This is a genomic window from Microbacterium sp. M3, from assembly GCF_033548675.1.
In the GTDB taxonomy this organism is placed as follows: Bacteria; Actinomycetota; Actinomycetes; order Actinomycetales; family Microbacteriaceae; genus Microbacterium; species Microbacterium arthrosphaerae.
Window position 1 is genome coordinate 711,440 of the sequence record NZ_JAWTZT010000002.1, and the last position, 22,934, is coordinate 734,373.

Below are 22,934 nucleotides of genomic sequence, written 5' to 3' on the forward strand. Positions count from 1 at the left end.
CTCCTCAGCGGCTGAGCTCGGGCCGCGGAGCCGCACCCGGCACCTCGTCGGCGCCCGGCACGGCCGTGACGGCGAGCGACGCGGCGACCGAGTGGCCGATCTCGGGTTCGGGCACCTCGTGCTCGCACAGCACCATCAGCGATCGGGCGGGGACGGAGAGGGTCGAACCGGGAACGACCGGCGACGTGTTCGCGTGGCGGCCGGCGGTGTCGACGATCACGTCCCACTCGGGGCTGAACTCGACTTCGGGGATCATGAAGTCCACGTCATCGTCGCCGGCGTTGAAGAGCACGATGAAATGGTGGTCCGAGATGGGCTCACCGCGGCGGTCGCGCTCGCGGATGCCGTCGCCGTTCAGGAACACCGCCACCGCGCGCCCGAATCCCGAATCCCAGTCCTCCGGCTGCATCTGCGAGCCGTCGGGGCGCGCCCAGACGATGTCGGGCAGCGGCGCACCCTCCTCCCGGCGCACGGGACGGCCGTCGAAGAAGCGGCGCCGCCGGAACGTGGGATGCTCGCGGCGCAGCCGCGCGAGTGCCGCGGTGAACTCCACCAGCGGCTGATCGGGCGACGACCAGTCGACCCAGGTGATCTCGTTGTCCTGCGCGTAGCCGTTGTTGTTCCCCTGCTGGGTGCGGCCGAGCTCGTCACCGTGCAGCAGCATCGGCACGCCCTGCGACAGCAGCAGGGTCGCGATGAAGTTCCGCTGCTGCCGCGCGCGAAGCGCCAGCACGTCCGGATCGTCGGTCGGGCCCTCGACGCCGCCGTTCCAGGAGCGGTTGTCGTCGGCGCCGTCGCGGCCTTCCTCGCCGTTGGCCTCGTTGTGCTTGTCGTTGTACGAGACGAGATCGCGCAGGGTGAAGCCGTCGTGGGCGGTGACGAAATTGATGGATGCCACGGGCCGGCGCCCGGAGTGCTCGTACAGGTCCGACGAGCCGGTCAGGCGGGAGGCGAACTCGCCGAGCGTCGCGGGCTCGCCCCGCCAGAAGTCGCGCACCGTGTCGCGGTACCTCCCGTTCCACTCCGTCCACTGCGGCGGGAAGTTGCCGACCTGGTAGCCGCCCGGGCCGACGTCCCACGGCTCGGCGATGAGCTTCACCTGCGACACCACCGGGTCCTGCTGCACGAGCTCGAAGAACGCCGCGAGGCGATCGACCTCGTAGAACTCCCGGGCGAGCGTCGAAGCCAGATCGAACCGGAAGCCGTCGACGTGCATGTCGAGCACCCAGTAGCGCAGCGAGTCCATGATGAGCTGCAGCGTGTGGGGATTGCCGACGTTGAGGCTGTTCCCGGTGCCGGTGTAGTCCGTGTAGTAGCGCTTGTCGTCGTCTTCCAGGCGGTAGTAGGCCTCGTTGTCGATGCCGCGCATCGAGAGGGTGGGGCCGAGATGGTTGCCCTCTGCCGTGTGGTTGTAGACGACGTCGAGGATCACCTCGATCCCCGCGGCGTGCAGCGCCTTGACCATCGCCTTGAACTCCTGCACCTGCTGACCCCGTTGCCCGCTCGACGAGTAGGTGTTCTGCGGGGCGAAGAACGCGATGGTGTTGTAGCCCCAGTAGTTGGAGAGGCCCTTCTCCTCCAGCACGGAGTCGTTGACGAACTGGTGCACGGGCATCAGCTCGATCGCGGTCACCCCGAGCTTCTGCAGGTGCTCGATGATCGCCGGGTGACCGATCGCACTGTAGGTCCCGCGGATCTCCTCGGGGACAGCGGGGTGCAGCTGCGTGAGACCCCGCACGTGCGCCTCGTAGATGAATGACTCGGAGTACGGCGTCTTCGGCTGGCGGTCTCCGCTCCAGTCGAAGTAGGGGTTCACGACGACGCCCATCATCTGGTGCGTCGCGGAGTCCGCGTCATTGCGCGAGTCGGGATCTCCGAAGTCGTACCCGAAGACCTCCTGACCCCACTGCACCTGGCCCTCGACGGCCTTGGCATAGGGGTCCAGCACGAGCTTGTTCGCGTTGAACCGCTTGCCCGACGTCGGGTCGTACTCCCCGTGCACGCGGTAGCCGTAGCGCTGCCCGGGCTGCACCGCGGGCAGATAGCCGTGATGGACGAACGCGTCCACGTCCACCAGGTCGACACGCGTCTCCGCCCCGGCGTCGTCGAAGAGGCACAGCTCGACACGCTCGGCCCCCTCGCTGTAGAGGGCGAAGTTGGTGCCGCTTCCGTCGAAAGTGGCACCCAAGGGGTAGGGCGATCCCGGCCAGATCTGCATGCGACCTCCATTTCGGCGGGGACTTCACCCTAGCGAGCGCCGGTGACCGGCGTCCGGGGGTGGCGCATGCGTCGCCGAGAGGGTAAGCAGCGGTTGCGGCATCCGCTCCTCACATCCTCTCGCCGACGCGTGTGAGAGAAACGTTCGCTCGGGGTAACCGCCGCTCGCCGCGCGGTGAAACACCGCGCTCGTAGCGTCGCCGTCACCGAACCTTCCGCCCTCAGGAGGAGCCATGGCCCACCGCGACCGTGTCAACAGCCGGAAACATGACGCTGACGCCGCTGCAACATCACCCGCGTACGGTGACGGCATGAGCACCACCCCCGCCCTCGGCACGCATGTCGTGGTCGTGGGTGCGGGCATGGTGGCGCACCGTTTCGTCGAGAGCCTGCTGAGCCGGGCCGGCGACGCGTGGCATGTCACCCTCATCGGCGAGGAGGAACGCCATCCCTACGACCGGGTCGGGCTGACCGGGTTCTTCGCGGGCGCCTCCCCCGAAGACCTGGAGCTCGAGCGGGCGGTGCTCGAGGACGACCGCGTGCGGTTCCTCCGCGGCGACGCCGTCACGCGCATCGATCGGGCGGCGCGACGCGTCACCACTCGCGGCGGCATCAGCGTGGCCTACGACCGGCTCGTCCTCGCGACCGGCTCGTACGCCGCGCGCCTGGCGGTCGACGGCTTCGGGCTGGAGGGCTGCTTCGTCTACCGGACGCTCGACGACGTCGAGAAGCTCGAGGCGTTCGTGGAGCGCCGGTCGGCCGAGCTCGGGCGTCCCCTCGTCGGCACCGTCATCGGCGGCGGACTGCTGGGACTCGAGGCGGCCGGTGCGCTCCAGGGCCTCGAGGTCGCCTGCACCGTCGTGCAGTCCTCCGACCGGCTGATGTCGGCGCAGCTCGATCTGCCGGCCGGCAACGCGCTGCGGCGGCTGATCGAGTCGCGCGGCATCGCCGTGAAGACCGAAGCGGTCACGACGCGCCTCGACCCCGACCGATCGGGTCAGGTGACCGGACTCGAGTTCCGCGACGGGACGTACGCGCGCACCGACGTCGTGGTGTTCACGGTCGGCGTCCGGCCGCGCGACGAGCTCGCGCGCGGCGCGGGGCTGGATGTCCACGAGCGGGGCGGCGTGCTCATCGACGCCGGCTGTCAGACCTCCGATCCCCGGGTCCTCGCCATCGGCGAGGTCGCCAACTACGACGGCATGTGCGTGGGGCTGGTGGCCCCGGGCTATGCCATGGCGGAGGTCGCGGCCACGCGGCTGCTCGGGGGCGAGGCATCCTTCCCCGGATACGACCTGTCGACGAAGCTCAAGCTCTCGGGCGTCGACGTGGCGAGTTTCGGCGACGCGTTCGCCGAGACGCCCGGCGCGCTCGATGTCACCTACGCCGACCCCGTCGCCGGCGTGTACAAGAAGCTCGTCCTGTCGGACGATGCCAAGACGCTGCTCGGCGGCATCCTCGTGGGCGACGCGTCGGCGTACGGCGCATTGCGCCCGCTCGTCGGCAGCGCGCTGGGCGGCGACCCCGCCGCCTACCTGATGCCGGAAGGCGGGGTGGCGGCGCCGACCGGCGATCTCCCCGACGAGGCGCTCGTGTGCTCGTGCAACAGCGTGACCGCCGGGGCGATCCGCCACGCCGTGCACGACGAAGGCTGCACGGATGTCGCGGCGATCAAGTCGTGCACGAAGGCGGGGGCTGCCTGCGGCTCGTGCGTGATGATGGTCAAGAAGATCGTCGGCACCGAGCTGGCGAAGTCCGGAGCTGCACTCAGCAACGCGATCTGCGAGCACTTCGACATGTCGCGTCGTCAGCTCTTCGACGCGGTGCGCGTCTCAGGGCTCGAGACGTTCAGCGCGGTCATCGAGCGGTTCGGCACCGGCCGCGGCTGCGACATCTGCAAGCCGGCCCTGGCGAGCATCCTGTCGACGCTGGTGCGCGGGCACGTGCTGGACGGCGAGAACGCCACGCTGCAGGACACCAACGACCACGTGATGGCGAACCTGCAGAAGGACGGCAGCTACTCGGTCGTCCCGCGCATCCCGGGTGGCGAGATCACGCCGGAGGGCCTGCTCGTCATCGGGCAGGTGGCCAAGGACTTCGGGCTGTACACGAAGATCACGGGCGGCCAGCGCATCGACATGTTCGGCGCCCGGCTGGAGCAGCTGCCCGACATCTGGAAGCGGCTCGTCGACGCCGGCTTCGAGTCGGGCCACGCGTATGGGAAGTCCCTCCGCACGGTGAAGTCCTGCGTCGGATCGACCTGGTGCCGGTACGGCGTGCAGGACTCGGTCGGCATGGCGGTTCAGCTGGAGCTGCGCTACCGGGGACTGCGCTCGCCGCACAAGATCAAGCTCGGGGTCTCGGGCTGTGCCCGGGAGTGCGCCGAGGCGCGCGGCAAGGACGTCGGTGTGATCGCCACCGAGGCGGGCTGGAACATGTACGTCGGCGGCAACGGCGGCTTCACGCCTCGTCACGCCGTCCTGCTGGCCGAGGGCCTCAGCGACGACGAGCTGCTCACCGCGATCGACCGGTTCCTGATGTACTACATCTTCACCGCCGACCGCCTGCAGCGCACCGCGCCCTGGTTCGAGGACCTGGACGGTGGCATCGAGGGGCTCCGCGAGGTCATCTTCGACGACAGCCTCGGCATCTGCGCCGACCTCGACGCGGCGATGGCCGCACACCTCGACGCGTACGAGGACGAGTGGAAGGCGACGCTCGAAGACCCCGACAAGCTCCGTCGCTTCGCCTCGTTCGTCAACGCGCCCTCCACCCCCGACCCGTCGCTGGCGTACACCGCCGAGCGCGGGCAGCCCCGACCCGCCACCGAGGACGAGCGCGCCGACTCGCGTGTGCTCATCGCCGGAACGACCCTGGAGGTGCGCCGATGACCCTCGTCGACCCGCAGACCGCCGAGTACACCGCTCCCGCAGGGTGGGTGCGCGTGTGCGCACTTGACGACCTGGAGGTGGAGCGCGGCCGGGCCGCGCTCCTCGGCGGCACGCAGATCGCGCTGTTCCTGCTGCACGGCCCCGACGGGGGCGGCGGACGCGTCCACGCGGTCTCGAACCTCGACCCCTACAGCCACGCGCATGTGATCTCGCGCGGGATCGTCGGCACCCGGCAGGAGGTGCCCACCGTCGCGTCGCCGATGTACAAGCAGGTCTTCGATCTGCGCACCGGCGCGTGCCTCGACACCCAGGGCAAGGAGCCGAAGAGCCTCCACGTGTGGCCCGTGACCATCGACGACGGCCACGTGCTCGTGCGCTGGGAGGACGCGTCGTGACGGGCTCGGGCACCGGCTCCGCGAGCGGCTCGGGGCGCGTCGACCTCGTCGGCGGCGGTCCGGGGCCGCTTGACCTCCTCACTCTGCGCGCGTGGCGCCTGCTGATCCGCGCCGACGTCGTCGTCATGGACAGGCTCGGGCCGACCGACATCCGCGATCACCTCGGTCCCGACGTCGAGGTGATCGACGTCGGCAAGCACCCGGGCCACCATCCGGTGCCCCAGGACGAGATCAACGAGATCCTCGTCGCGCGGGCGCGGGAGGGCAAGCGGGTCGTCCGGCTCAAGGGCGGCGATCCGTTCGTCTACGGCCGCGGCGGCGAGGAGGTGGCGGCGTGCCTTGCGGCCGGGATCCCGGTCGATGTCGTCCCCGGCATCTCCAGCGCGGTCGCCGTGCCCCAGGCCGCCGGCATCCCGATCACCCATCGCGGCGTCGCCGGCACCGTGCACATCGTCAACGGCCCGTCCGAGATCGGCGAGGCGACGCTCGCCGCGCTGCGCGACGGCTCCGTGACCACCGTGATCCTCATGGGCGTCGGCGCTCTCCCCCGCATCGTGGCCGACGCGCTCCGCGCCGGCGCGCCGGCGGATCGGCCGGTCGCCATCGTCGAGCGCGGGCACCACCGCGACCAGCGCACCACCCGCAGTACGCTGGGCGCGGTCGTGCTCGACGCCGGGCGCGTCGGCGTGCGCAACCCCGCGGTGATCGTCGTCGGTGAAGTCGCCCGAGCCGGCCTCCTCCTCCCCGACCACCAGCTGACAGGTGACGCCGTCCGTTGAGCTCCACCACCCGCCCCACCCTCTCGGCCGCTCTCGACGGCTGCACGATCGTCATCGCCGTCGACCGCCGGTCGCTGGAGCTCGCCGCCGCCCTCGAGCGCCACGGCGCCCAGGTGCGTCACGCGCCCGCGCTCACGATCGTGCCGCACATCGATGACGACGCCCTGATCGCGGCGACGCGGGAGCTCATCGCGCGGCCGCCGGACGTCGTGGTGGCCACCACCGGCGTCGGGTTCCGGGGCTGGATGGAGGCCGCCGATGAGGCCGGGCTCCTCGACGAGCTCCAGCATGCGATCGCCGGGGCGCAGATCGTCGCGCGCGGGCCCAAGGCCCGCGGAGCCATCCAGCAGGCGGGGCTCACCGCCGACTGGGTCGCCGAATCCGAGACCTCGGCGGAGCTCGGCGAGTTCCTGCTGGCCGAGGGCGTCGCCGGCCGGCGCGTCGCCGTCCAGCACCACGGGTCGGGCGCCGACGGCCTCGACGAGCTCTTCGCACGGGCGGGCGCCGACGTGGTCAGCCTGACCGTGTACCGGTGGGGCCCGCCTCCCGACCCGGCCGCCGTCTCTCGCTCGGTCGTGTGCGCCGCGCAGGGCGAGGTGGACGCGGTCCTGTTCACCTCGGCCCCCGGTGCGGCCGAGTGGCTGGCCGCGGCGCGCAGCGAGGGCATGCTCGAGCCGATCGTCGCCCGTGCCGCGGAGGGCCGACTGCTGATGGCGGCAGTGGGTCCCATCACCGCAGGCCCGCTGGAGGCAGCGGGGATGACGCCGCTCATCGCCGAGCGCGGGCGGCTCGGGTCGCTGGTTCGCGCGGTCGTGACGCACTTCGGCGGCGGCGGGTGCGCGTCACTGCTCACCGCGGCGGGGCGGCTCGAGCTGCGCAGCAGCGGCATCGTGCTCGAGGGGCGGCACATCCCGCTCTCGCGGAGCGCCACCGACATCGTCGCCGCGCTGTTCGACGCGGGGGGCGGTGTCGTCTCGCGCCAGCGCCTGCAAGCCGTGCTGCCGCGCTCCGGCGAGAACACCCACGCCGTGGAGATGGCGGTGGCCCGCCTGCGCGAGGCACTGGGCGTCCCCGACCTCGTGAAGACGGTGGTCAAGCGCGGCTACCGGCTGAACGTCGTCGATCCGGCCTGAGCCGCGGACGCGTCACGGCGTGTACGTCACCCTGTCACGGCGCGTCGGCCGCATCCCGCACGCGGTCGGTGTCGGGAAGCAGATCCGGGCGATGCGCCCGCGTCCGCTCGAGGCTCTGCTCCTGCCGCCAGGCGGCGATGGCGCCGTGATTGCCGCTGAGGAGCACCGGCGGAACGTCCAGATCGCGCCACACCGCGGGCTTGGTGTAGCTCGGATACTCCAGGAGCCCGAGCTCGTGGGACTCCTCCACCAGACTGTCGGGGTTGCCGACGACGCCGGGGATGAGGCGCGATACCGCCTCGATGACCGCCATGGCCGCCACCTCGCCGCCATTGAGGACGTAGTCGCCGAGGCTCACCAGGCGCACCCGCCCCCGGGTCGCGTAGTGATCCACCACCCGCTGATCGATGCCCTCGTACCGGCCGCACGCGAACACCAGGTGCTTCTCGTGGGCGAGCTCACGGGCCATGGGCTGCGAGAACAGCTCGCCCGCCGGCGACGGGACCAGCAGCACGGCCTCGTCGTCGAGGATCTCGTCGAGTGCCTCTCCCCAGGGCTCGGGCTTCATCACCATGCCGGCTCCCCCGCCGTACGGGGTGTCGTCGACGGTGCGATGACGGTCGTGGGTCCAGTCGCGCAGATCGTGGACGTGCATGTCGAGGATGCCGCGGTCACGCGCCTTCCCGATCAGCGAGACGCCGAGCACGTCGAAGAACGTCGGGAAGATCGTGACGATGTCCACGCGCATGACTTCGAGGTTACCGTGGCGCGTTTCGCCGCGACGCGCCCGTGTTTCCGCCGTGTGACGACGCGACCACCTCACGGCGCCCGGATGGGTGATCGAGAAGTGATCGAGAGGTAACCCCACCGGTCTGCGGGCCGAAACACCGGATTCCTAGCCTGGAGGCACACGCACCACCCCCGTGTCCGCTCACCCTCAGGGAGGCGCCATGACCACGACCGACACCCCGTCGACGACGGCGACCGCAGCTCCGCCCCGCACCACCTCGCCGGCCGACGCGCCGGTTGCCCTCTCCCACCGCCCCGGGCGTTGGATCGACGGCTGGAACGCCGAGAACCCCGCCTTCTGGGAGACGCAGGGCCGTGCCATCGCCCGGCGCAACCTCGGCTGGTCGATCTTCGCCGAGTTCCTCGGGTTCATCATCTGGCAGCTGTGGAGCATCGTCGTCGTGATGCTGCCGGCCGCCGGCTTCACGCTGTCGAGCTCGGAGCTGTTCTGGCTGATCTCGGTGCCGAGCCTCGTCGGGGCGACCCTCCGCTTCCCGTACACGTTCATGGTGGCGATCTTCGGCGGCCGCAACTGGACCATCGTCTCGGCGGGCCTCCTCCTCATCCCGGCGGTCCTGCTCGGCGTCGTCGTCGGCAACCCCGACACGCCGTTCGGCGTCCTGCTGCTGGTCGCGGCCCTCGGCGGCGTGGGCGGCGGCAACTTCGCGAGCTCGATGGCCAACATCACGTACTTCTTCCCGCAGAAGGAGAAGGGCTGGGCGCTGGGCCTCAACGCGGCCGGCGGCAACCTCGGCACCTCGGTCGCCCAGTTCGCCGTCCCGATCGCCGTGACCATCGGCGCCGGCGCGACGCTCAACATCTCGCTGGCGGGCTGGATGTGGATCCCGCTCATCCTGGTGGCGATGTACGGCGCATGGCGGTACATGGACAACCTGTCGTCGGCGAAGGCCGATTTCGGCAGCTCCGCCGCCGCGCTGCGCGAGCCGCACCTGTGGATCATGGCTCTGCTGTACATCGGCACCTTCGGCTCGTTCATCGGCTTCGCGAGCGTCTTCCCGAAGCTCATCGCCGACCAGTTCCCCGAGTTCTCGACGTTCCAGATCGGATCCGCGTCCATCACGCTGGCGTTCCTCGGCGCGCTCGTGGGGTCGCTCGCCCGCCCCTACGGCGGCCGCCTCGCCGACCGGTTCGGCGGCGCCCGCGTCACGGTGGGCGCGTTCTCCGTCATGGCACTCGGCGCGCTCGCCCTCGTCTGGACCCTGCCCCTGAACAACTTCGTCGTCTTCCTCGGCTGCTTCCTCGTGCTGTTCGCCGCGACGGGTATGGGCAACGGCTCGACCTACCGCATGATCCCGAGCATCTTCGCCGCGCGGTCGCAGGCCAGGGGCTTCCTGCCGGGCACGCCCGAGGCCACGAAGATGCTGCGCAAGTCGGCGGCGGCCCTGGGACTCATCTCGGCGATCGGCGCCTACGGCGGGTTCCTCGTGCCGCAGGTGCTCAATGCGTCGCAGCTCGCGACGGGCGGCTACCAGGCCGCGTTCTACGGCTTCGTCGCCGCGTACGTCGGTCTGCTCCTGCTGACGGTGTTCGTCTACGTCATCCCGCGCGCGTCGCTCGCGAAGCAGCGGATCTGACGCCCGAAACCCCTGAGAGAAGCGGATGCCTCGGCCCGAGGCATCCGCTTCTCTTCTGTGTCGGCGAGGCCCGACCCTTTCCCAACCGCACTCCCCGTCGCGCGTCGCCGCCATGTCCCACTTTCGTTCTCATAAGACCGCCGGAACGGGCGAAATCGGGACATGAAGGCCAGAAACCGGGACATGCTGCAGAAGAGCAGCGGGTCAGTAGACGTCGCGGACGCGGCGGAGCGGGTCAGTAGACGTCGCGGACGTAGCGGCCGTCGGCGGCGAGTGAGCGCACGTGCTCGGCGGCCGCCTCCTCGCTCAGCCCGCCGTGCTGCTGGGCGATGGCGACCAGCGTCGCGTCGACGTCCTTGGCCATGCGCATGGCATCACCGCACACGTACACGTGCGCGCCGTCCTGTAGCCAGCGCCACAGCCGGGCGCCGTGCTCGACCATGCGGTCCTGCACGTAGATCTTCTGCCGCTGGTCGCGCGAGAAGGCCACGTCCAGGCGGGTGAGGAAGCCGTCGTCGTGCATCGCTTCGAGCTCGTCACGGTAGTAGAAGTCCGTGGCGGCGTGCTGCTCGCCGAAGAAGAGCCAGTTGCGGCCGGTGTGGCCGTCGGCCCGGCGGTCGTGGAGGAATCCGCGGAAGGGCGCGACGCCGGTGCCCGGCCCGATCATGATCATGGGCGTGTCGGCCCCCGACGGCGGCCGGAACGCCGGTGAGCGCTGCAGGTAGACCGGCGCGGTGCCGGCGCCGCCGTCGGCGAGGAACGTCGAGCAGACGCCACCGCGCGCGCGACCCGTCTCGGTCTCGAAGCGCACCACCGAGACGGTCAGCTCGACGGTGTCGGGATCGGTCTTCGGGCTCGACGAGATCGAGTACTGCCGGGGCTGGAGCCGCTTCAGCACGCCTGCCCAGTCGGCCGCCGTCGCGCGCACCGGAAAGTCGCGGACGAGGTCGACGGCCTGCTGACTCCACAGGAACTGGTCCAGCCGGCTCTTGTTCTCGCGCCGCAGCAGGGCGCCGAGCGTCGCGTCGCCGCTGCGCTCGGCGACGAAGCGCACCAGGTCGACGGGGGTCTTCGTGATGTCCAGCCGCGTGCGCAGCGCGTCGGCGAACGTCCGCTCCTCGCCGTCGAGCTCGACGATCGCGTCCGGCGCGATGCCCGTGGCGTCGAGCCACTCCGCGACGACGCCGGGGGCGTTCGCGCACACCACGCCGAGCGAGTCGCCGGCCTCGTAGGCGGCGCCCGAGTGCGACAGGTCGAACGCGAAGCGCCGCACCTCCTTCTTCGACCCGGTGCCGCTCAGCAGGTCGTTGCGCACGAGCGGTGCCTGCACCGGGTTGGCGCGGCTGAACAGGCGCTTCGCCGGCGCCGCCGGAGCGAGGACGGATGCCGCGGCCGAGGCATCCGCCCCCTCCTCCGCGAGCGTCTGCAGGATCTGCGCCAGCCAGGCCTCGCGCGGCTCCTCGGCATCGGGCTCGAGGTCGACGCGCTCGAGGAGCGCTGTCGCGCCGAGCTCGCCCAGACGGGCGTCGAGCCGGCGCCCGTGGCCGCAGAAGTCGTCGTAGTTCGAGTCGCCGAGCGCCAGCACGGCGTAGCGGAGGCCCGAGAGCTCCGGAGCGCCGTCGGCATTGAGCTCGTGCCAGAGCGCCGCGGCGTTGTCGGGCGGCCCGCCGTCGCCGAAGGTCGAGGTGACGACGAGCAGGCGCCGCACCGCCGTGAGATCGGTCGCGCGCAGCTCCGCCATGCTGCGGGCGCGGGCCGGGATGCCGCGCGCCCCCAGGGCGGCGGTCGCCGCGGTGGCGAACTCCTCCGCGTTGCCCGTCTGCGAGCCCCACAGCACCACGACCTCGTCCGCCGCGCCACCCGCGTTCGTGACGCCGCTCTCGCGCGCGCGTGAGAACGCACCCGCGAGCACGCCGTCGAACCAGGCGCGGGCCCTCCCACCGAGAGGCGCCTCGAGCGGCAGGACGGGGACCTCGCCGGGCGCGAGCTCGACGGAGCGCACCGTCGACAGGAACCCCGCGAGGTACGCGCCCTCGAGATCGCTGAGCGGCGGCGGCGCGAGGTCCACGCCGGCGCGAGCGAGGGCGTCGTCCGCCGCCGCGGTCGACGGCGCTGCGTCGGCCCGAGCCGGCCCCACCCGCCGCAAGGTCACCGCCGCGTACTTGAACTCCGGCTGCGCCGACAGCGGATCGACGGCGTCGTTCGTGACGGCGTTGACGGTGACGTACTCACCGTGCTCGTCGTTCCAGTGGAACGGGGCGAAGAGCGCCCCCTGCTGGACGCGGTCGGTCACGATCGCAGGCACGACGAAACGGCCGCGACGCGAGGCCACCTCCACCTCGTCGCCCTCGCCGATGCCGTGTGCGGCGGCATCCATCGGGTGCACCTCGACGAAGGGTCCGGGGTGCAGCTTCGCGAGCTTCGCGACGCGACCGGTCTTCGTCATGGTGTGCCACTGGTGCGGCAGCCGGCCGGTGTTCAGCACCCACGGGTAGTCGTCGTCGGGCAGCTCCGCCGGTGCGAGGTGCGGCCGCGCCAGGAACTGCGCCCGCCGCGACGGCGTCGCGAAGGCCAGCCGCGGGAGCGTCCCGTCGTCCTCGACGTGCAGCGACTGGCTGACCCCGTCGTTGAGATAGCGGATCGGATGCCGCGTCGCCGCGTCGTCGGGCGGCGCCGGCCACTGCACCGGCGTCTCGCGCAGACGGGCGTACGTGACCCCGCGCAGGTCCCATCCGGTCTGCGGATTCCAGAAGCGGCGGATCTCGTCGAAGACCTCTTCGCTGGAGGTGAAGTCGAACCCCTCGAAGCCCATGGCACGCGCGATCTGGCAGATCGTCAGCCAGTCCGGCTGCGCCTCGCCCGGCGCGGGCACGATGTCGCGCACCAGCGTCAGCGTCCGGTCGCTGTTGACGGTGACGCCGTCCGCCTCGACCCACAGCGTGGCGGGCAGCAGGATGTCGGCGTACGCGGTCGTGGCCGTCTCGGTGTACACGTCCTGCGCGATGACGAGGTCGGCGGTCTCGAGCGCCTCGATCACCGTCTTGCGGTTCGCCACCGACGCCACGGGGTTGCTGCAGATGATCCAGACGGCCTTGATCTCGCCTTCGGCGGCTCGATGGAACATGTCGATGGTGCCGGCGCCGGACTCCGCGCGGATCGATCCCGGCTCGAGGCCCCACACCCCTTCGACGAAAGCGCGGTCGGGCGCGCTGAAGACCGCGCGCTGACCGGGCAGCCCGGGGCCCATGTACCCCATCTCGCGGCCGCCCATGGCGTTCGGCTGCCCGGTCAGCGAGAACGGGCCGCTTCCCGGCCGGCAGATCGCGCCCGTGGCGAGGTGGAGGTTGCAGATGGCGTTCGTCGACCATGTGCCGTGGGTGGACTGGTTGAGCCCCATCGTCCACAGCGTCATCCACTCGCCGGCCTCGCCGATCCAGCGCGCGGCGGTGCGGATGTCGTCCTCGGCGAGGCCCGTGAGCTCGGCCACGCGCGCCGGCGGATAGTCGGCGAGGAGTTCCGCCATGTGCTCCCACCCCTCGGTGTGGGCGGCGATGAACTCCTCGTCGATGTCGCCCGCTTCGACCAGCAGACGAAGCAGGCCGTTGAGGAGAGCCAGGTCGGTGCCGGGCCTGATCTGGAGGAAGAGGTCGGCCCGGTCGGCGGTGGTGGTGCGGCGAGGGTCGACCACGATGAGCTTCGCCCCCTGCTTGAGCCGGTCGGCCATGCGCAGGAACAGGATGGGGTGGCAGTCAGCCGTGTTCGAGCCGATGACGAAGAAGAGGTCGGCCTTGTCGAAGTCCTCGTACGATCCGGGCGGGCCGTCCGCCCCGAGCGACTGCTTGTACCCCGTGCCGGCCGACGCCATGCACAGCCGCGAGTTCGATTCGATGTGGATGCCTCGCAGGTACCCCTTGACGAGCTTGTTCGAGAGGTACTGGGCCTCCATGCTCATCTGTCCGGAGACGTACAGGGCGATGGCATCGGGCCCGTGCTCCTCGAGGACGGCGCGGAGGCGGGCCGCGGCATCCGTCACCGCGTCCGCGAGTGCGACGGGCGCCGCCGCCTCACCGCGCGCGGGCCGCACGTGCGCCGAGGTCATGCGCCCCGGCGCCTGCATCAGCTCGGCGTGCGTCGCACCCTTGGTGCACAGGCGACCGGCGTTCGTGGGGTGCTCGCGGTCTCCGGCCACCTTCGCGACTGCGAGCGGATGCCCCGCCCCGGCGTCGGTGGTCGTCACCGAGATGCCGCAGCCGACGCCGCAGTAGGAGCACACCGTGCGCACCGGTGAACGAACATCGCCCATGCCCACGATGATCCGGCAGGGAGGTTCCGGGACGTTTCCCGTCGTGTTTCCCGCAGATCACATCTGTCGCACGGGCCGGGATAGCGCCTCGTGAAGCGGTGCCGGCGGGCGCGTCAGGCCGAGGTGGGCGGCTCTGCGTCGGTGTCGGCGTCGGCGTCGTCGGCGCCCCCGCCGTCGGGGCCGTCCGCGTCCGCGCCGTCGGCGTCGTCCGCGAGCTCCTCGAAGAGACCGGCCGGCGGGGTCACGATGAGGCGGCCCGCCGCCACGTCGACCTCGGGCACGATCGCCTTGACGAACGGGACGAGCACCTCGTCGTCTCGCACCTTCACGATCAGCAGATCCTGCGCGGGCAGGTGGTCCACGCGGGCGACCCGCCCGACGACCTCGCCGTCGCGCACGACGTCCAGCCCGACCAGCTGGTGGTCGAACCAGGCATCCTCCTCGGCCGGCGAGGACTGCGCGTCCTCATCGACCCACAGGATCGCGCGGATGAGCCCCTCGGCCGCGTCACGATCGTCGACGCCCTCGAAGAACGCCACCGGATGGCTGTTCATCCACTTGAACTCGCGCACGGTGAGCGGCTTGCCGTGCCACGGCGACGACTCCGGCACCTGGAGCGTGAAGGTGGCGCCCGGGACGAAACGGCCCTCGGGGTCGTCGGTGTACAGCTCGAGCTTGATCGCGCCCTTGAGGCCGTGGGCCTTCACGAGGCGGCCGACGCGGAGCTGGGTCTTGCCGGTGGGGGGTACAGCGTTCACGGGCTTGCGGGCCTCAGCGCCCGATCCCGTGGTGTTCTCGCCTGACACCTCAGTCGTCCGCGACGTCGACGCGCACGCGGCGTCCGTCGGCGAGAGCGGTGATGAGGGTGCGCAGGGCTTTGGCCGTGCGGCCGCCGCGCCCGATCACGCGACCCCGGTCCTCGGGGTGGACGTGCACCTCGAGCACGTCACCACGGGGCGACGTGGACGAGTCGATGCGGACGTCGTCCGGGTGATCGACGATCCCCTTGACGACGTGTTCGAGCGCGGCGGCGAGCAACGGATTACTCGGCGGACTCGGCGGCCTCGTCGGCCGCGTCGGTCGCCTCGTCGGCGGGAGCCTCGACGGGCTCCTCGGCCTTCTTCTCAGCCTTGGGCTTCACAACCGACTTCTTCGAGGCGTCGGCTTCGAAGGCCGCCTTGTCCTCGCGGGTCTTCACGGTCGAGACGGCGTTCTTGTCGCCCTTGAACTGGCCCCAGTCGCCGGTCAGCTTGAGGATGGCGAGCACCTGCTCGGTCGGCTGGGCGCCGACGGACAGCCAGTACTGCGCGCGCTCCGAGTCGACCTCGATGAACGAGGGCTCCTCGGTGGGGTGGTACTTGCCGATCTCCTCGATGACACGGCCGTCGCGCTTGGTGCGCGAGTCGGCCACGACGATGCGGTAGTAGGGCGCACGGATCTTGCCGAGGCGCTTGAGACGGATCTTGACAGCCACGATTCTCCTGAATGTGTGGAAAGTGAACGAACCGGTCGCCTGGAGCGTGGGGTGCACACCCGGCGGAAGCTCTGAAGGGAGGATCTCCGCGCTGGATAGAGGGTCGAGCGGGTGATCCAGCCCACTATTCTGCCAGAACGCAGGAGCCCCCGCGAACACCCCGCCCTCCATATCGCAGGAGCTCCCGCGAACACCCCGCCCACCAAATGTCCTCGGGTTCCGAGAACCAACGAGGCCCGGCGGGTCGCCGTGCCAGACTGTGCGCATGACGGTGCCCTTCGCGACATCCTCCCGCTCGTCCGTGGGTCTGGAGTGGGAGCTCATGCTCGCCGACACCGCCACCGGCGACCTCATCCCCCGCGGCCCCGACCTGCTCGAGGCGCTCGAGGAGGACTCCTCCCTCGAGCGCTACACCGTCACCGGCGAGCTGCTGACGAACACCGTCGAGGTGACGAGCGGCATCGGGAGCACGGTCGCCGCGGCCGTCGATGACATCGCCGACGCGATCGCGGCCGTGCGCACGTACACCGACCAGCACGGCGTGGATCTGCTCTGCGCCGGCAGCCACCCGTTCGCACAGTGGTACGACCAGAGCGTCACCGACAAGACGCGCTACCACAAGCTCATCGAGCGGACCCAGTGGTGGGGCCGCAACATGATGATCTGGGGCATCCACATCCATGTGGGCGTCGACGACGTGCACAAGGTCTTCCCGATCATCAACGCCCTCGCGGTGTACCTGCCCCACCTGCAGGCGCTGTCGGCGTCGAGCCCGTTCTGGGCGGGCGAACGCACCGGGTACGCCTCTAACCGCGCCCTGGTCTTCCAGCAGCTGCCGACGGCAGGACTGCCGTGGCCGCTCCAGGACTGGCGCGAGTTCGAGGGCTACCTCGACGACATGGTGCGCACCGGGGTCATGGAGGACGCCACCGAGGTGCGCTGGGACATCCGTCCCGCGCCGCGCTGGGGCACCATCGAGGTACGCGCGTGCGACGGCATGTCGACCCTGCCGGAGCTCGCCGCGGTCGCGGCACTGGTGCAGTCGCTCGTCGAGCACTTCTCCCGCCGGCTCGACGAGGGCCTGCCCCTCGAGACGATCCAGCCGTGGTTCATCCGCGAGAACAAGTGGCGCGCGGCGCGCTACGGACTCGACGCCCGCGTGATCGTGGACCATGCCGGCACCCAGCGCCTGGTCTCGGAGCACCTGCGCGAGACGCTGGAAGAGCTGGCCGACATCGCCGTCGAGCTGAAGTGCGCACGCGAGCTCTCGGGAATCGAGTCGATCCTCACCGGCGGCGCCAGCTACTCGCGGCAGCTCGCGATCGCGGACGCGACCGACGGCGACCTCCGCCAGGTGGTGCGGCACCTGGTCGGCGAGTTCCGCTCCGGCCCCACCCTGCGCGAGCACCTGGCCGCCCTCGGACACTGACCGCCCGGCACCCGCGCCCGGCGCGCGGGACGGCAGTGTAAGACGGAGGCCGCGGGCCGAGGCATCCGTCTCCGCCCCCGCTGTCAGCGCGCCGACACGCCGTCCGAGGTCTGCGCGCCGGCCGCCGCAGCGCCGGAGCCCTCGAGCGTGAACTGCGACATGCCGTGCTCGGTCTTCTGCCAGTAGTGCGGCTTGGTGATCAGCTGCCAGAGCGCCTTGTACGACGCCAACGAGTGCAGCAGCCAGTACACCGGGTTGAGGACGGCCCAGCCGACCAGCCAGAACGCCCCGCGCTTGTACGGCCCCATCATGTTGAGATACACCATCAGCGCATTGCCGATGAAGAAGTTGAGCAGGCAGATCCACAGGATCGCCGGCGGGAACGCCGGGCCGACGTCGGCCCACGGGATGAAGAACGACAGCAGCGTGAGCGCTGTGAAGGGCAGCACGCCGAGGAACGTCAGGGGTGTGCCCGCGATCAGCAGCGCGAAGGCGGCGAACCGCCGGAGACCGATCTTGCCGATGAGCGCCATCGGGCGGCGGGCATGGACCAGCGCGGTCTGCATGTAGCCCTTGATCCATCGGCTGCGCTGGCCGATGAAGATGCCCATGTGCGACGTCGCCTCCTCCATGGTGGTGGAATCGACGACGCCGACCCGATACCCGAGCGCGCTGGCACGGATGCCGAGATCGGCATCTTCGGTGACGTTGTAGGGGTCCCAGCCGCCGAGCTCGCGAAGGGCGGAGGTGCGGAAGTGATTGGAGGTGCCGCCCAGCGGAATCGGCAGATCGCGGATGTCGAGACCGGTGAGCATGTAGTCGAACCAGTAGCTGTACTCCAGCGAGAACATGCGCGTGAGGACGTTCTCGCGGGCGTTGAAGTAGTTCAGGGCGGCCTGCATGACGACCACGGACGGGGCGGCACGGCTGAAGGCGATGACGGTCTTCTTCAGCTGGTCCGGCTCGGGAGCATCCTCGGCGTCGTAGATGACGAGGAACTCGCCGCGCGCGACCTCGAGACCGACATTGCACGCCCGGGGCTTCGTCTGCGGTGCGCCCTTCGGCACCGTGACCACGATGAAGTGCGGCGGCGGCTCCGACCCGGCGATCGCGTCGCGGGTCTCGTCGTCCTCCTCCTCGACGAGGATGATCACTTCCAGCTTCTCGGTGGGGTAGTCCAGCCGCCCGAGGTTCTCCACGAGCCTGCCGACGATGCGGGCCTCGCGGAACACCGGCACCAGGACCGTGTAGACGGGGAGCTCCTCGTCACGGATCGCCGCGACCTCCTCGGGCCTGACGCGGGCGACCAGGTCGTACCGGGATCCGCGCAGAGCGACGAAGAACTTGAACAGCGTGCTGGCGAGGAAGATGACGCTGGCGCCGCCGATCAGCGTCATGAGCGTGGGAACGGGCCACACCAGGGCGCAGCCCAGAACGATGAGCGCCGTGCCGATGGCGAGCACCTTCTGCGAGCGCGACAGCACGTAGCGCGCGGAGAGGACGGGATCCAGGCGGTAGAGCCCGTCCGCAGCCTGCGACGCATACTCGTCGCGGAACACCGACGTCAGGGCCTGGACGATGGCCCCCTGCGACACCGCGCGCACGTGCACCCGGTCGCCGACCACCGCCTCGAGCGCGGCCTGCCGTCGCGGCGTGAGCGGCGCGGAGACGGCCACCTCGACGCCGTCCGGGGTGCGCCGGAGCGGCAGCCACCCCTCGCCGGCGTATCGGCGCCGCAGGGCCGGATCGAGGAGCTCTCGCTCCACCTCCAGATGCGCCGTCATGACGCTCCTCCCATGAGCGTGCGGATCCAGGCACCGACGGTCTCGCTGGTGAGCGCCTGCATCCAGCCGATGACCCACAGCACCACCGACGTCGCGCAGACCACCAGCGTGCTGGGCACCGTGACCGGGCGAGGTACGACGGCGACCGCCAGCAGGAGCATGAGCAGGTAGTTGATCCCGGCGAGACCGGGAGGCGTGAGGCCGAGGATGTACGCGAGGAGGATCATGCCCGTCATCACCGGCGCGACCACGCCGACACCCGGGTACCGCAGCGCGACCGCCGCGACGATCACCACCGCGGTGGGCGCGAGGTACAGCAGCCCGGACGGGCTGAGCAGCAGATCCGCCACGGTGGTCGCCCGCTCCGCGTCCCACACCAGGTCCCCGCGGATCATCGCCAGAGGTCCGAGGCGGAAGGCGATGCCGAGCACCACGAGAGATCCCAGGAGCGCCAGCGTCGGGAAGACGACCACGATGGCGTTCGCCAGGCGCGACGCAGACCGCGAACGCACGATGAGAGCCGCCGCCATCGCGGCGACGAGGGCGACGAACAGCCCGGTCGAGTCCGCCATCGCGGAGCACGCGAAGAGGAGCCCGGCGCGGAAGCCGGCCTGGGTGTTGGCGTACGTGACGAATCGCACCAGGTCGATCATCCCGAGACCGAAGAAGGTCAGACCGAGCGCCGCTTCGAAGCTGGTCGTGACGACGTAGGCGAAGAGCGGGGTCAGGGCGAGGGTGCCGATGAAGACCAGCCGCACCGGCCGCGGGAACTCCTTGCGCTGCATCGACTGAAGGACGAGCTGCAGCAGCAGACCGCCCACGAGCGCGCCGGCGATGCCCAGTCCGAGCGCGCCACCGGGGACGATGAGTGCGAGCACACTCGAGATGATCGGATACAGCTCCGCGAGCGCCGCCACATCGGAGGAGCCCCAGGGCAGCTCCGACACGCGGGCCGCCAGTGCGCCGTTCGCGGTGCCGGACCAATCGCCGCCCGATCGGACCTGGAACCACACGGCGACCAGCACGAACGGCATAGCCGCAGCCAGGCGCAGACCCCAGCGGAGCCAGGCATTGCGCGGGTAGCGGTCGATGCGTCCCGATTCGCTCTCGATGTAGAGCGGGGTGTCACGAGCGAAGACGCTCTCAGCCGTTGTCACACACGCAACCGATCCCCCCAGATCGTCCAGAAGCCGGACGTCGCGCCCGGCCGGTCCCCCAATCTAGCGGTGACGTCCGCTCTCCGGCACCTCGCCGCGCCGGAACGACGTCACGGGCGCACACCGGCGCATGACGGATGCCGCGGCCCGCGGCATCCGCTCATCCGCGGTCGTCGGGAGGTGTCAGCCGCGCCCCAGCATCTTCTGCAGCTCGGCGAGATCGGCCTCGGTGGGCGCACCCTTCGCGCCGCCGCCGAGACCGAAGCCGGACCCCGTCGGAGCCTCGGCGACCTGGGCGGCGATGCCGGCGTTCTCGGCCGCGCGCTTGGCCGGGTTGCCCGAGCGCGAGCCCTTCGCCTTCTGCTGCTTGCCGCGCTTCGACGACGCGCCGGGGCGCCCGGCTCCCGGGATCGGGCCCATGCCGGGGATGTTCGGCACACCGCCGCGGGCGACGGTCTTCATCATCTTCGCGGCCTGCTCGAAGCGCTGGACGAGCTGGTTGACGTCGGTGACGGTCATGCCCGAGCCGCGCGCGATGCGCAGGCGGCGGGAGCCGTTGAGGAGCTTGGTGTTGCGGCGCTCGGCGGGCGTCATCGAGCGGATGATCGCCTCGGTGCGGTCGATCTCGCGCTCGTCGAAGTCGTCGAGCTGCTGCTTCATCGAGCCCATGCCCGGGAGCATCCCGAGCATCTTCTTCATCGAGCCCATCTTGCGCATCTGCTGCATCTGCTCGAGGAAGTCCTCGAGCGTGAACTGCTCCGTCGCGAGCTTCTCGGCGACCTTCAGCGCCTCGGCCTCGTCGAACGCCTGCTGCGCCTGCTCGATGAGGGTGAGGATGTCACCGAGGTCGAGGATGCGCGACGCCATGCGATCGGGGTGGAACGCCTCGAGGTCGTCGAGCCCCTCGCCGGTCGAGGCGAAGATGATCGGACGCCCGGTGACCGAGGCCACCGACAGAGCGGCGCCACCGCGGGCGTCACCATCGAGCTTCGACAGGACGACACCGGTGAAGTCCACGCCCTCCTGGAAGGCCTTCGCGGTGTTCACGGCGTCCTGACCGATCATCGCGTCGATGACGAACAGCACCTCGTCGGGATTGGTCGCCTTGCGGCTGTTCGCCGCCTGCTTCATCAACTCGGCATCCACGCCCAGACGGCCGGCGGTGTCGATGATGACGACGTCATGCTGCTGACGGCGAGCGACCTCGACGCCGTCCTTGGCGACCTTGACCGGGTCGCCCACGCCATTGCCCGGCTCGGGGGCGTAGATCGCGGCACCGGCACGCTCGGCGACCACCTGCAGCTGATTGACGGCGTTGGGGCGCTGGAGGTCGGCGGCGATGAGGAGCGGCGTGTGGCCCTCCTTCGCGAGCTGACGCGAGAGCTTTCCGGCGAACGTCGTCTTGCCCGAGCCCTGGAGGCCGGCGAGCATGATGACGGTCGGCGGGTTCTTGGCGAACTGCAGGCGACGCTGCTCACCGCCGAGGATCGCGATGAGCTCCTCGTTGACGATCTGCACCACCTGCTGGGCGGGATTCAGCGCCCGGTTCACCTCGTCGCCGAGTGCGCGCTCGCGGATCCTGGCGGTGAACTCCTTGACGACCGGCAGCGCCACATCCGCGTCGAGCAGCGCGCGCCGGATCTCGCGGACCGTGCCGTCGACGTCCGCGGGCGTGAGCTTGCCCTTGGTGCGGAGGTTGCGGAAGGTCTCGGTGAGCCGGTCGGAGAGAGTGCCGAAAGTCGCCATGATGCCCCGATTCTACGCGAGCGGTTGCCGCATCCCGCCGCCCGAGCCGCCCGCCGGCGCGGCCGTCGGCTCAGTGCTCGGAGCCGAGCTCCTGGAAGAGCGTCAGCTGCAGGCCCCCCGGACCGCGCAGGCGGGCGTTTCGAGAGTTCCACGGCGTGACCCGCGCCGTCGCCTCGACCTCGGCGCCGCCGTGCTCGAGCCTGGTGACCGCGGCAGCGGTGTCGGCCACCTCCAGCGCGAGGCGGATGCGGTCGCTCGGCGCGTCGCCGTCGGTCTCGACGCGGTCGATGAACTCGACCTGCGCCGGGTTGGCGATCTCGAGCGTGGCACGCCCCGCGGCGAGGATCGCGACGCGCGCGCCCCCGTCTGCCTCGTACGCCTCTGCCTGCGGCATGCCCACCACGTCACGGTAGAACGCGAGGGTCTGCTCGAAGGCGGAGGCCTGCACGACGACGCGAAGCTGGGCGACCTCGCCCGACGGCGCCGTGGACGACACCGGCGCCGCCGCGTCGGCGGCCAGCGTGAGGAAGCGCACGAGCGACGTCCGGCCGGCGCCATCGTGGGCCCACGCCTCGATCGCGGCGAGGACGGCGCCGCCCCACGCGGCGCCGATGACCTCGGCGCGCACGCGGTCCGCTCCCCCGTCGGCGAACCGGGCTGCGACCGCTCGCGCGACCCGACCGCGCCGCAGAGCGGCATCCCGCTCGTATTCGGCCTCGAGGCCCATCGCCTGCGCGTTGACGATGCCGAGCGCCAGGCTGTCGGGAGCGAAGGCCTCTGCGATCGCCAGTGCCGCCGCGCGGACGGCGGTGGCGGCATCCGTCCCCTCCGATGCGGCGAGACGCTGCTCGAAGACGGTGATCCGCTCGTCGAGCCCCGCCCAGAGCACATCGGACTTGGACGCGAAGTAGTTGAAGAAGCTCGACCGGCTCACGCCGGCGCGCTGCGCGATGTCGACGATCGAGGTCTGCTCGTACCCCTGCTCGAGGAACAGCTCGCAGGCCGCCTCGGCGATGGTCTCGCGCGACGACGCCTTCGGCCGGCCCGCTCGCTGCTCGGTGGACATGCCGCCACTCTAAGCCGCGACGGGATCGAGGTTGAGAAACCACGCAGAGGTCGAGACGCAGGTGAGACTCGAAGTCTCAATGCGGACGTGGTCGCTCGATCGCAGGAAGTGGCCGCCGCACCGGCCCCCGAGAGGTGGCGTATTGTTGGACGCGATCCAGTAATCGCCACGAGCGA

The 22,934-nt window shown here is 70.7% G+C and carries 16 protein-coding genes; 6 read left to right on the forward strand and 10 right to left on the reverse strand.

All coding sequences use genetic code 11. The features are described 5' to 3' along the window. Nucleotides 1–4: 4 nt before the first annotated feature. A complete protein-coding gene (gene glgX, locus R8Z57_RS08675) occupies nt 5–2,218 on the reverse strand; it encodes a glycogen debranching protein GlgX (RefSeq protein WP_318353354.1) in 2,214 nt (737 codons plus the stop codon). A gap of 310 nt (nt 2,219–2,528) precedes the next feature. On the opposite strand from glgX, the gene nirB reads away from it, so the two are divergent. From nirB to R8Z57_RS08695, 4 genes are read left to right on the forward strand one after another with little or no spacing between them, the layout of a single operon-like run. Next, nucleotides 2,529–5,108 carry a nitrite reductase large subunit NirB gene (gene nirB / locus R8Z57_RS08680; RefSeq protein ID WP_318353355.1) on the forward strand — a complete coding sequence of 860 codons (2,580 nt, stop codon included), beginning with the start codon at nt 2,529–2,531 and terminating at the stop codon, nt 5,106–5,108. Further along, nucleotides 5,105–5,503, forward strand: a complete 399-nt coding sequence (nirD, locus tag R8Z57_RS08685; protein ID WP_318353356.1) for a nitrite reductase small subunit NirD — start codon at nt 5,105–5,107, stop codon at nt 5,501–5,503. Before nirB ends, nirD begins: the two co-directional genes overlap by 4 nt. Beyond that, entirely contained in the window at nt 5,500–6,282 is a 783-nt protein-coding gene (gene cobA / locus R8Z57_RS08690) for a uroporphyrinogen-III C-methyltransferase (protein WP_318353357.1), read from the forward strand. Before nirD ends, cobA begins: the two co-directional genes overlap by 4 nt. Then, entirely contained in the window at nt 6,279–7,415 is a 1,137-nt protein-coding gene (locus R8Z57_RS08695; protein ID WP_318353358.1) for a uroporphyrinogen-III synthase, read from the forward strand. The genes cobA and R8Z57_RS08695 overlap by 4 nt, the downstream gene beginning before the upstream one ends. A 34-nt stretch (nt 7,416–7,449) precedes the next feature. On the opposite strand, the gene trmD is transcribed toward R8Z57_RS08695, so the two are convergent. Continuing rightward, nucleotides 7,450–8,163, reverse strand: coding sequence for a tRNA (guanosine(37)-N1)-methyltransferase TrmD (gene trmD / locus R8Z57_RS08700; protein WP_318353359.1), 714 nt, complete (start codon nt 8,161–8,163; stop codon nt 7,450–7,452). A 202-nt stretch (nt 8,164–8,365) separates the two neighbouring features. Here trmD and R8Z57_RS08705 point away from each other — a divergent pair, with 202 nt between their 5' ends. Continuing rightward, a complete protein-coding gene (locus R8Z57_RS08705) occupies nt 8,366–9,799 on the forward strand; it encodes an MFS transporter (protein WP_318353360.1) in 1,434 nt (477 codons plus the stop codon). Nucleotides 9,800–10,034: 235 nt separating this feature from the next. Here R8Z57_RS08705 and R8Z57_RS08710 read toward each other — a convergent pair whose 3' ends face one another. The 4 genes from R8Z57_RS08710 to rpsP form a co-directional block, all read right to left on the reverse strand. Continuing rightward, on the reverse strand, nt 10,035–14,102 hold the full coding sequence (locus tag R8Z57_RS08710) for a bifunctional nitrate reductase/sulfite reductase flavoprotein subunit alpha (protein ID WP_318353361.1): 4,068 nt from the start codon (nt 14,100–14,102) through the stop codon (nt 10,035–10,037). 113 nt (nt 14,103–14,215) lie between these two features. Continuing rightward, complete coding sequence (rimM, locus tag R8Z57_RS08715) at nt 14,216–14,860, reverse strand: ribosome maturation factor RimM (protein WP_318353362.1); 645 nt, start codon at nt 14,858–14,860, stop codon at nt 14,216–14,218. Nucleotides 14,861–14,909: 49 nt separating this feature from the next. Then, complete coding sequence (locus R8Z57_RS08720) at nt 14,910–15,140, reverse strand: RNA-binding protein (RefSeq protein ID WP_109210617.1); 231 nt, start codon at nt 15,138–15,140, stop codon at nt 14,910–14,912. Between the two features lie 4 nt (nt 15,141–15,144). Beyond that, nucleotides 15,145–15,576 (reverse strand): 30S ribosomal protein S16, encoded by a 432-nt coding sequence (rpsP, locus tag R8Z57_RS08725; protein ID WP_318353363.1) that lies wholly within the window; start codon nt 15,574–15,576, stop codon nt 15,145–15,147. A gap of 265 nt (nt 15,577–15,841) precedes the next feature. Here rpsP and R8Z57_RS08730 point away from each other — a divergent pair, with 265 nt between their 5' ends. Next, nucleotides 15,842–17,005: a glutamate--cysteine ligase gene (locus R8Z57_RS08730; RefSeq protein WP_318353364.1), complete on the forward strand. Its 1,164-nt coding sequence runs from the start codon at nt 15,842–15,844 to the stop codon at nt 17,003–17,005. A gap of 83 nt (nt 17,006–17,088) precedes the next feature. On the opposite strand, the gene R8Z57_RS08735 is transcribed toward R8Z57_RS08730, so the two are convergent. The 4 genes from R8Z57_RS08735 to R8Z57_RS08750 all read right to left on the reverse strand — a co-directional run bounded on the left by R8Z57_RS08735 (nt 17,089) and on the right by R8Z57_RS08750 (nt 22,758). Then, nucleotides 17,089–18,789, reverse strand: a complete 1,701-nt coding sequence (locus tag R8Z57_RS08735) for a glycosyltransferase (RefSeq protein WP_318353365.1) — start codon at nt 18,787–18,789, stop codon at nt 17,089–17,091. Continuing rightward, nucleotides 18,786–19,946 carry a hypothetical protein gene (locus tag R8Z57_RS08740; protein ID WP_318353366.1) on the reverse strand — a complete coding sequence of 387 codons (1,161 nt, stop codon included), beginning with the start codon at nt 19,944–19,946 and terminating at the stop codon, nt 18,786–18,788. Before R8Z57_RS08740 ends, R8Z57_RS08735 begins: the two co-directional genes overlap by 4 nt. Before the next feature lie 183 nt (nt 19,947–20,129). Continuing rightward, nucleotides 20,130–21,692, reverse strand: a complete 1,563-nt coding sequence (gene ffh, locus R8Z57_RS08745; RefSeq protein ID WP_318353367.1) for a signal recognition particle protein — start codon at nt 21,690–21,692, stop codon at nt 20,130–20,132. 70 nt (nt 21,693–21,762) lie between these two features. After that, nucleotides 21,763–22,758, reverse strand: a complete 996-nt coding sequence (locus R8Z57_RS08750) for a TetR family transcriptional regulator (protein WP_318353368.1) — start codon at nt 22,756–22,758, stop codon at nt 21,763–21,765. Nucleotides 22,759–22,934 lie beyond the last annotated feature (176 nt).

What these genes read in the sequence shown, in the direction of transcription:
- R8Z57_RS08705 (WP_318353360.1), top strand. Translation starts at nt 8,366, where the DNA reads ATGACCACGACCGACACCCCGTCGACGACGGCGACCGCAGCTCCGCCC.
- R8Z57_RS08710 (WP_318353361.1), bottom strand. Translation starts at nt 14,102, where the DNA reads ATGGGCGATGTTCGTTCACCGGTGCGCACGGTGTGCTCCTACTGCGGC.
- glgX (WP_318353354.1), bottom strand. Translation starts at nt 2,218, where the DNA reads ATGCAGATCTGGCCGGGATCGCCCTACCCCTTGGGTGCCACTTTCGAC.
- R8Z57_RS08735 (WP_318353365.1), bottom strand. Translation starts at nt 18,789, where the DNA reads ATGACGGCGCATCTGGAGGTGGAGCGAGAGCTCCTCGATCCGGCCCTG.
- trmD (WP_318353359.1), bottom strand. Translation starts at nt 8,163, where the DNA reads ATGCGCGTGGACATCGTCACGATCTTCCCGACGTTCTTCGACGTGCTC.
- nirB (WP_318353355.1), top strand. Translation starts at nt 2,529, where the DNA reads ATGAGCACCACCCCCGCCCTCGGCACGCATGTCGTGGTCGTGGGTGCG.
- R8Z57_RS08750 (WP_318353368.1), bottom strand. Translation starts at nt 22,758, where the DNA reads ATGTCCACCGAGCAGCGAGCGGGCCGGCCGAAGGCGTCGTCGCGCGAG.
- ffh (WP_318353367.1), bottom strand. Translation starts at nt 21,692, where the DNA reads ATGGCGACTTTCGGCACTCTCTCCGACCGGCTCACCGAGACCTTCCGC.
- R8Z57_RS08730 (WP_318353364.1), top strand. Translation starts at nt 15,842, where the DNA reads ATGACGGTGCCCTTCGCGACATCCTCCCGCTCGTCCGTGGGTCTGGAG.
- nirD (WP_318353356.1), top strand. Translation starts at nt 5,105, where the DNA reads ATGACCCTCGTCGACCCGCAGACCGCCGAGTACACCGCTCCCGCAGGG.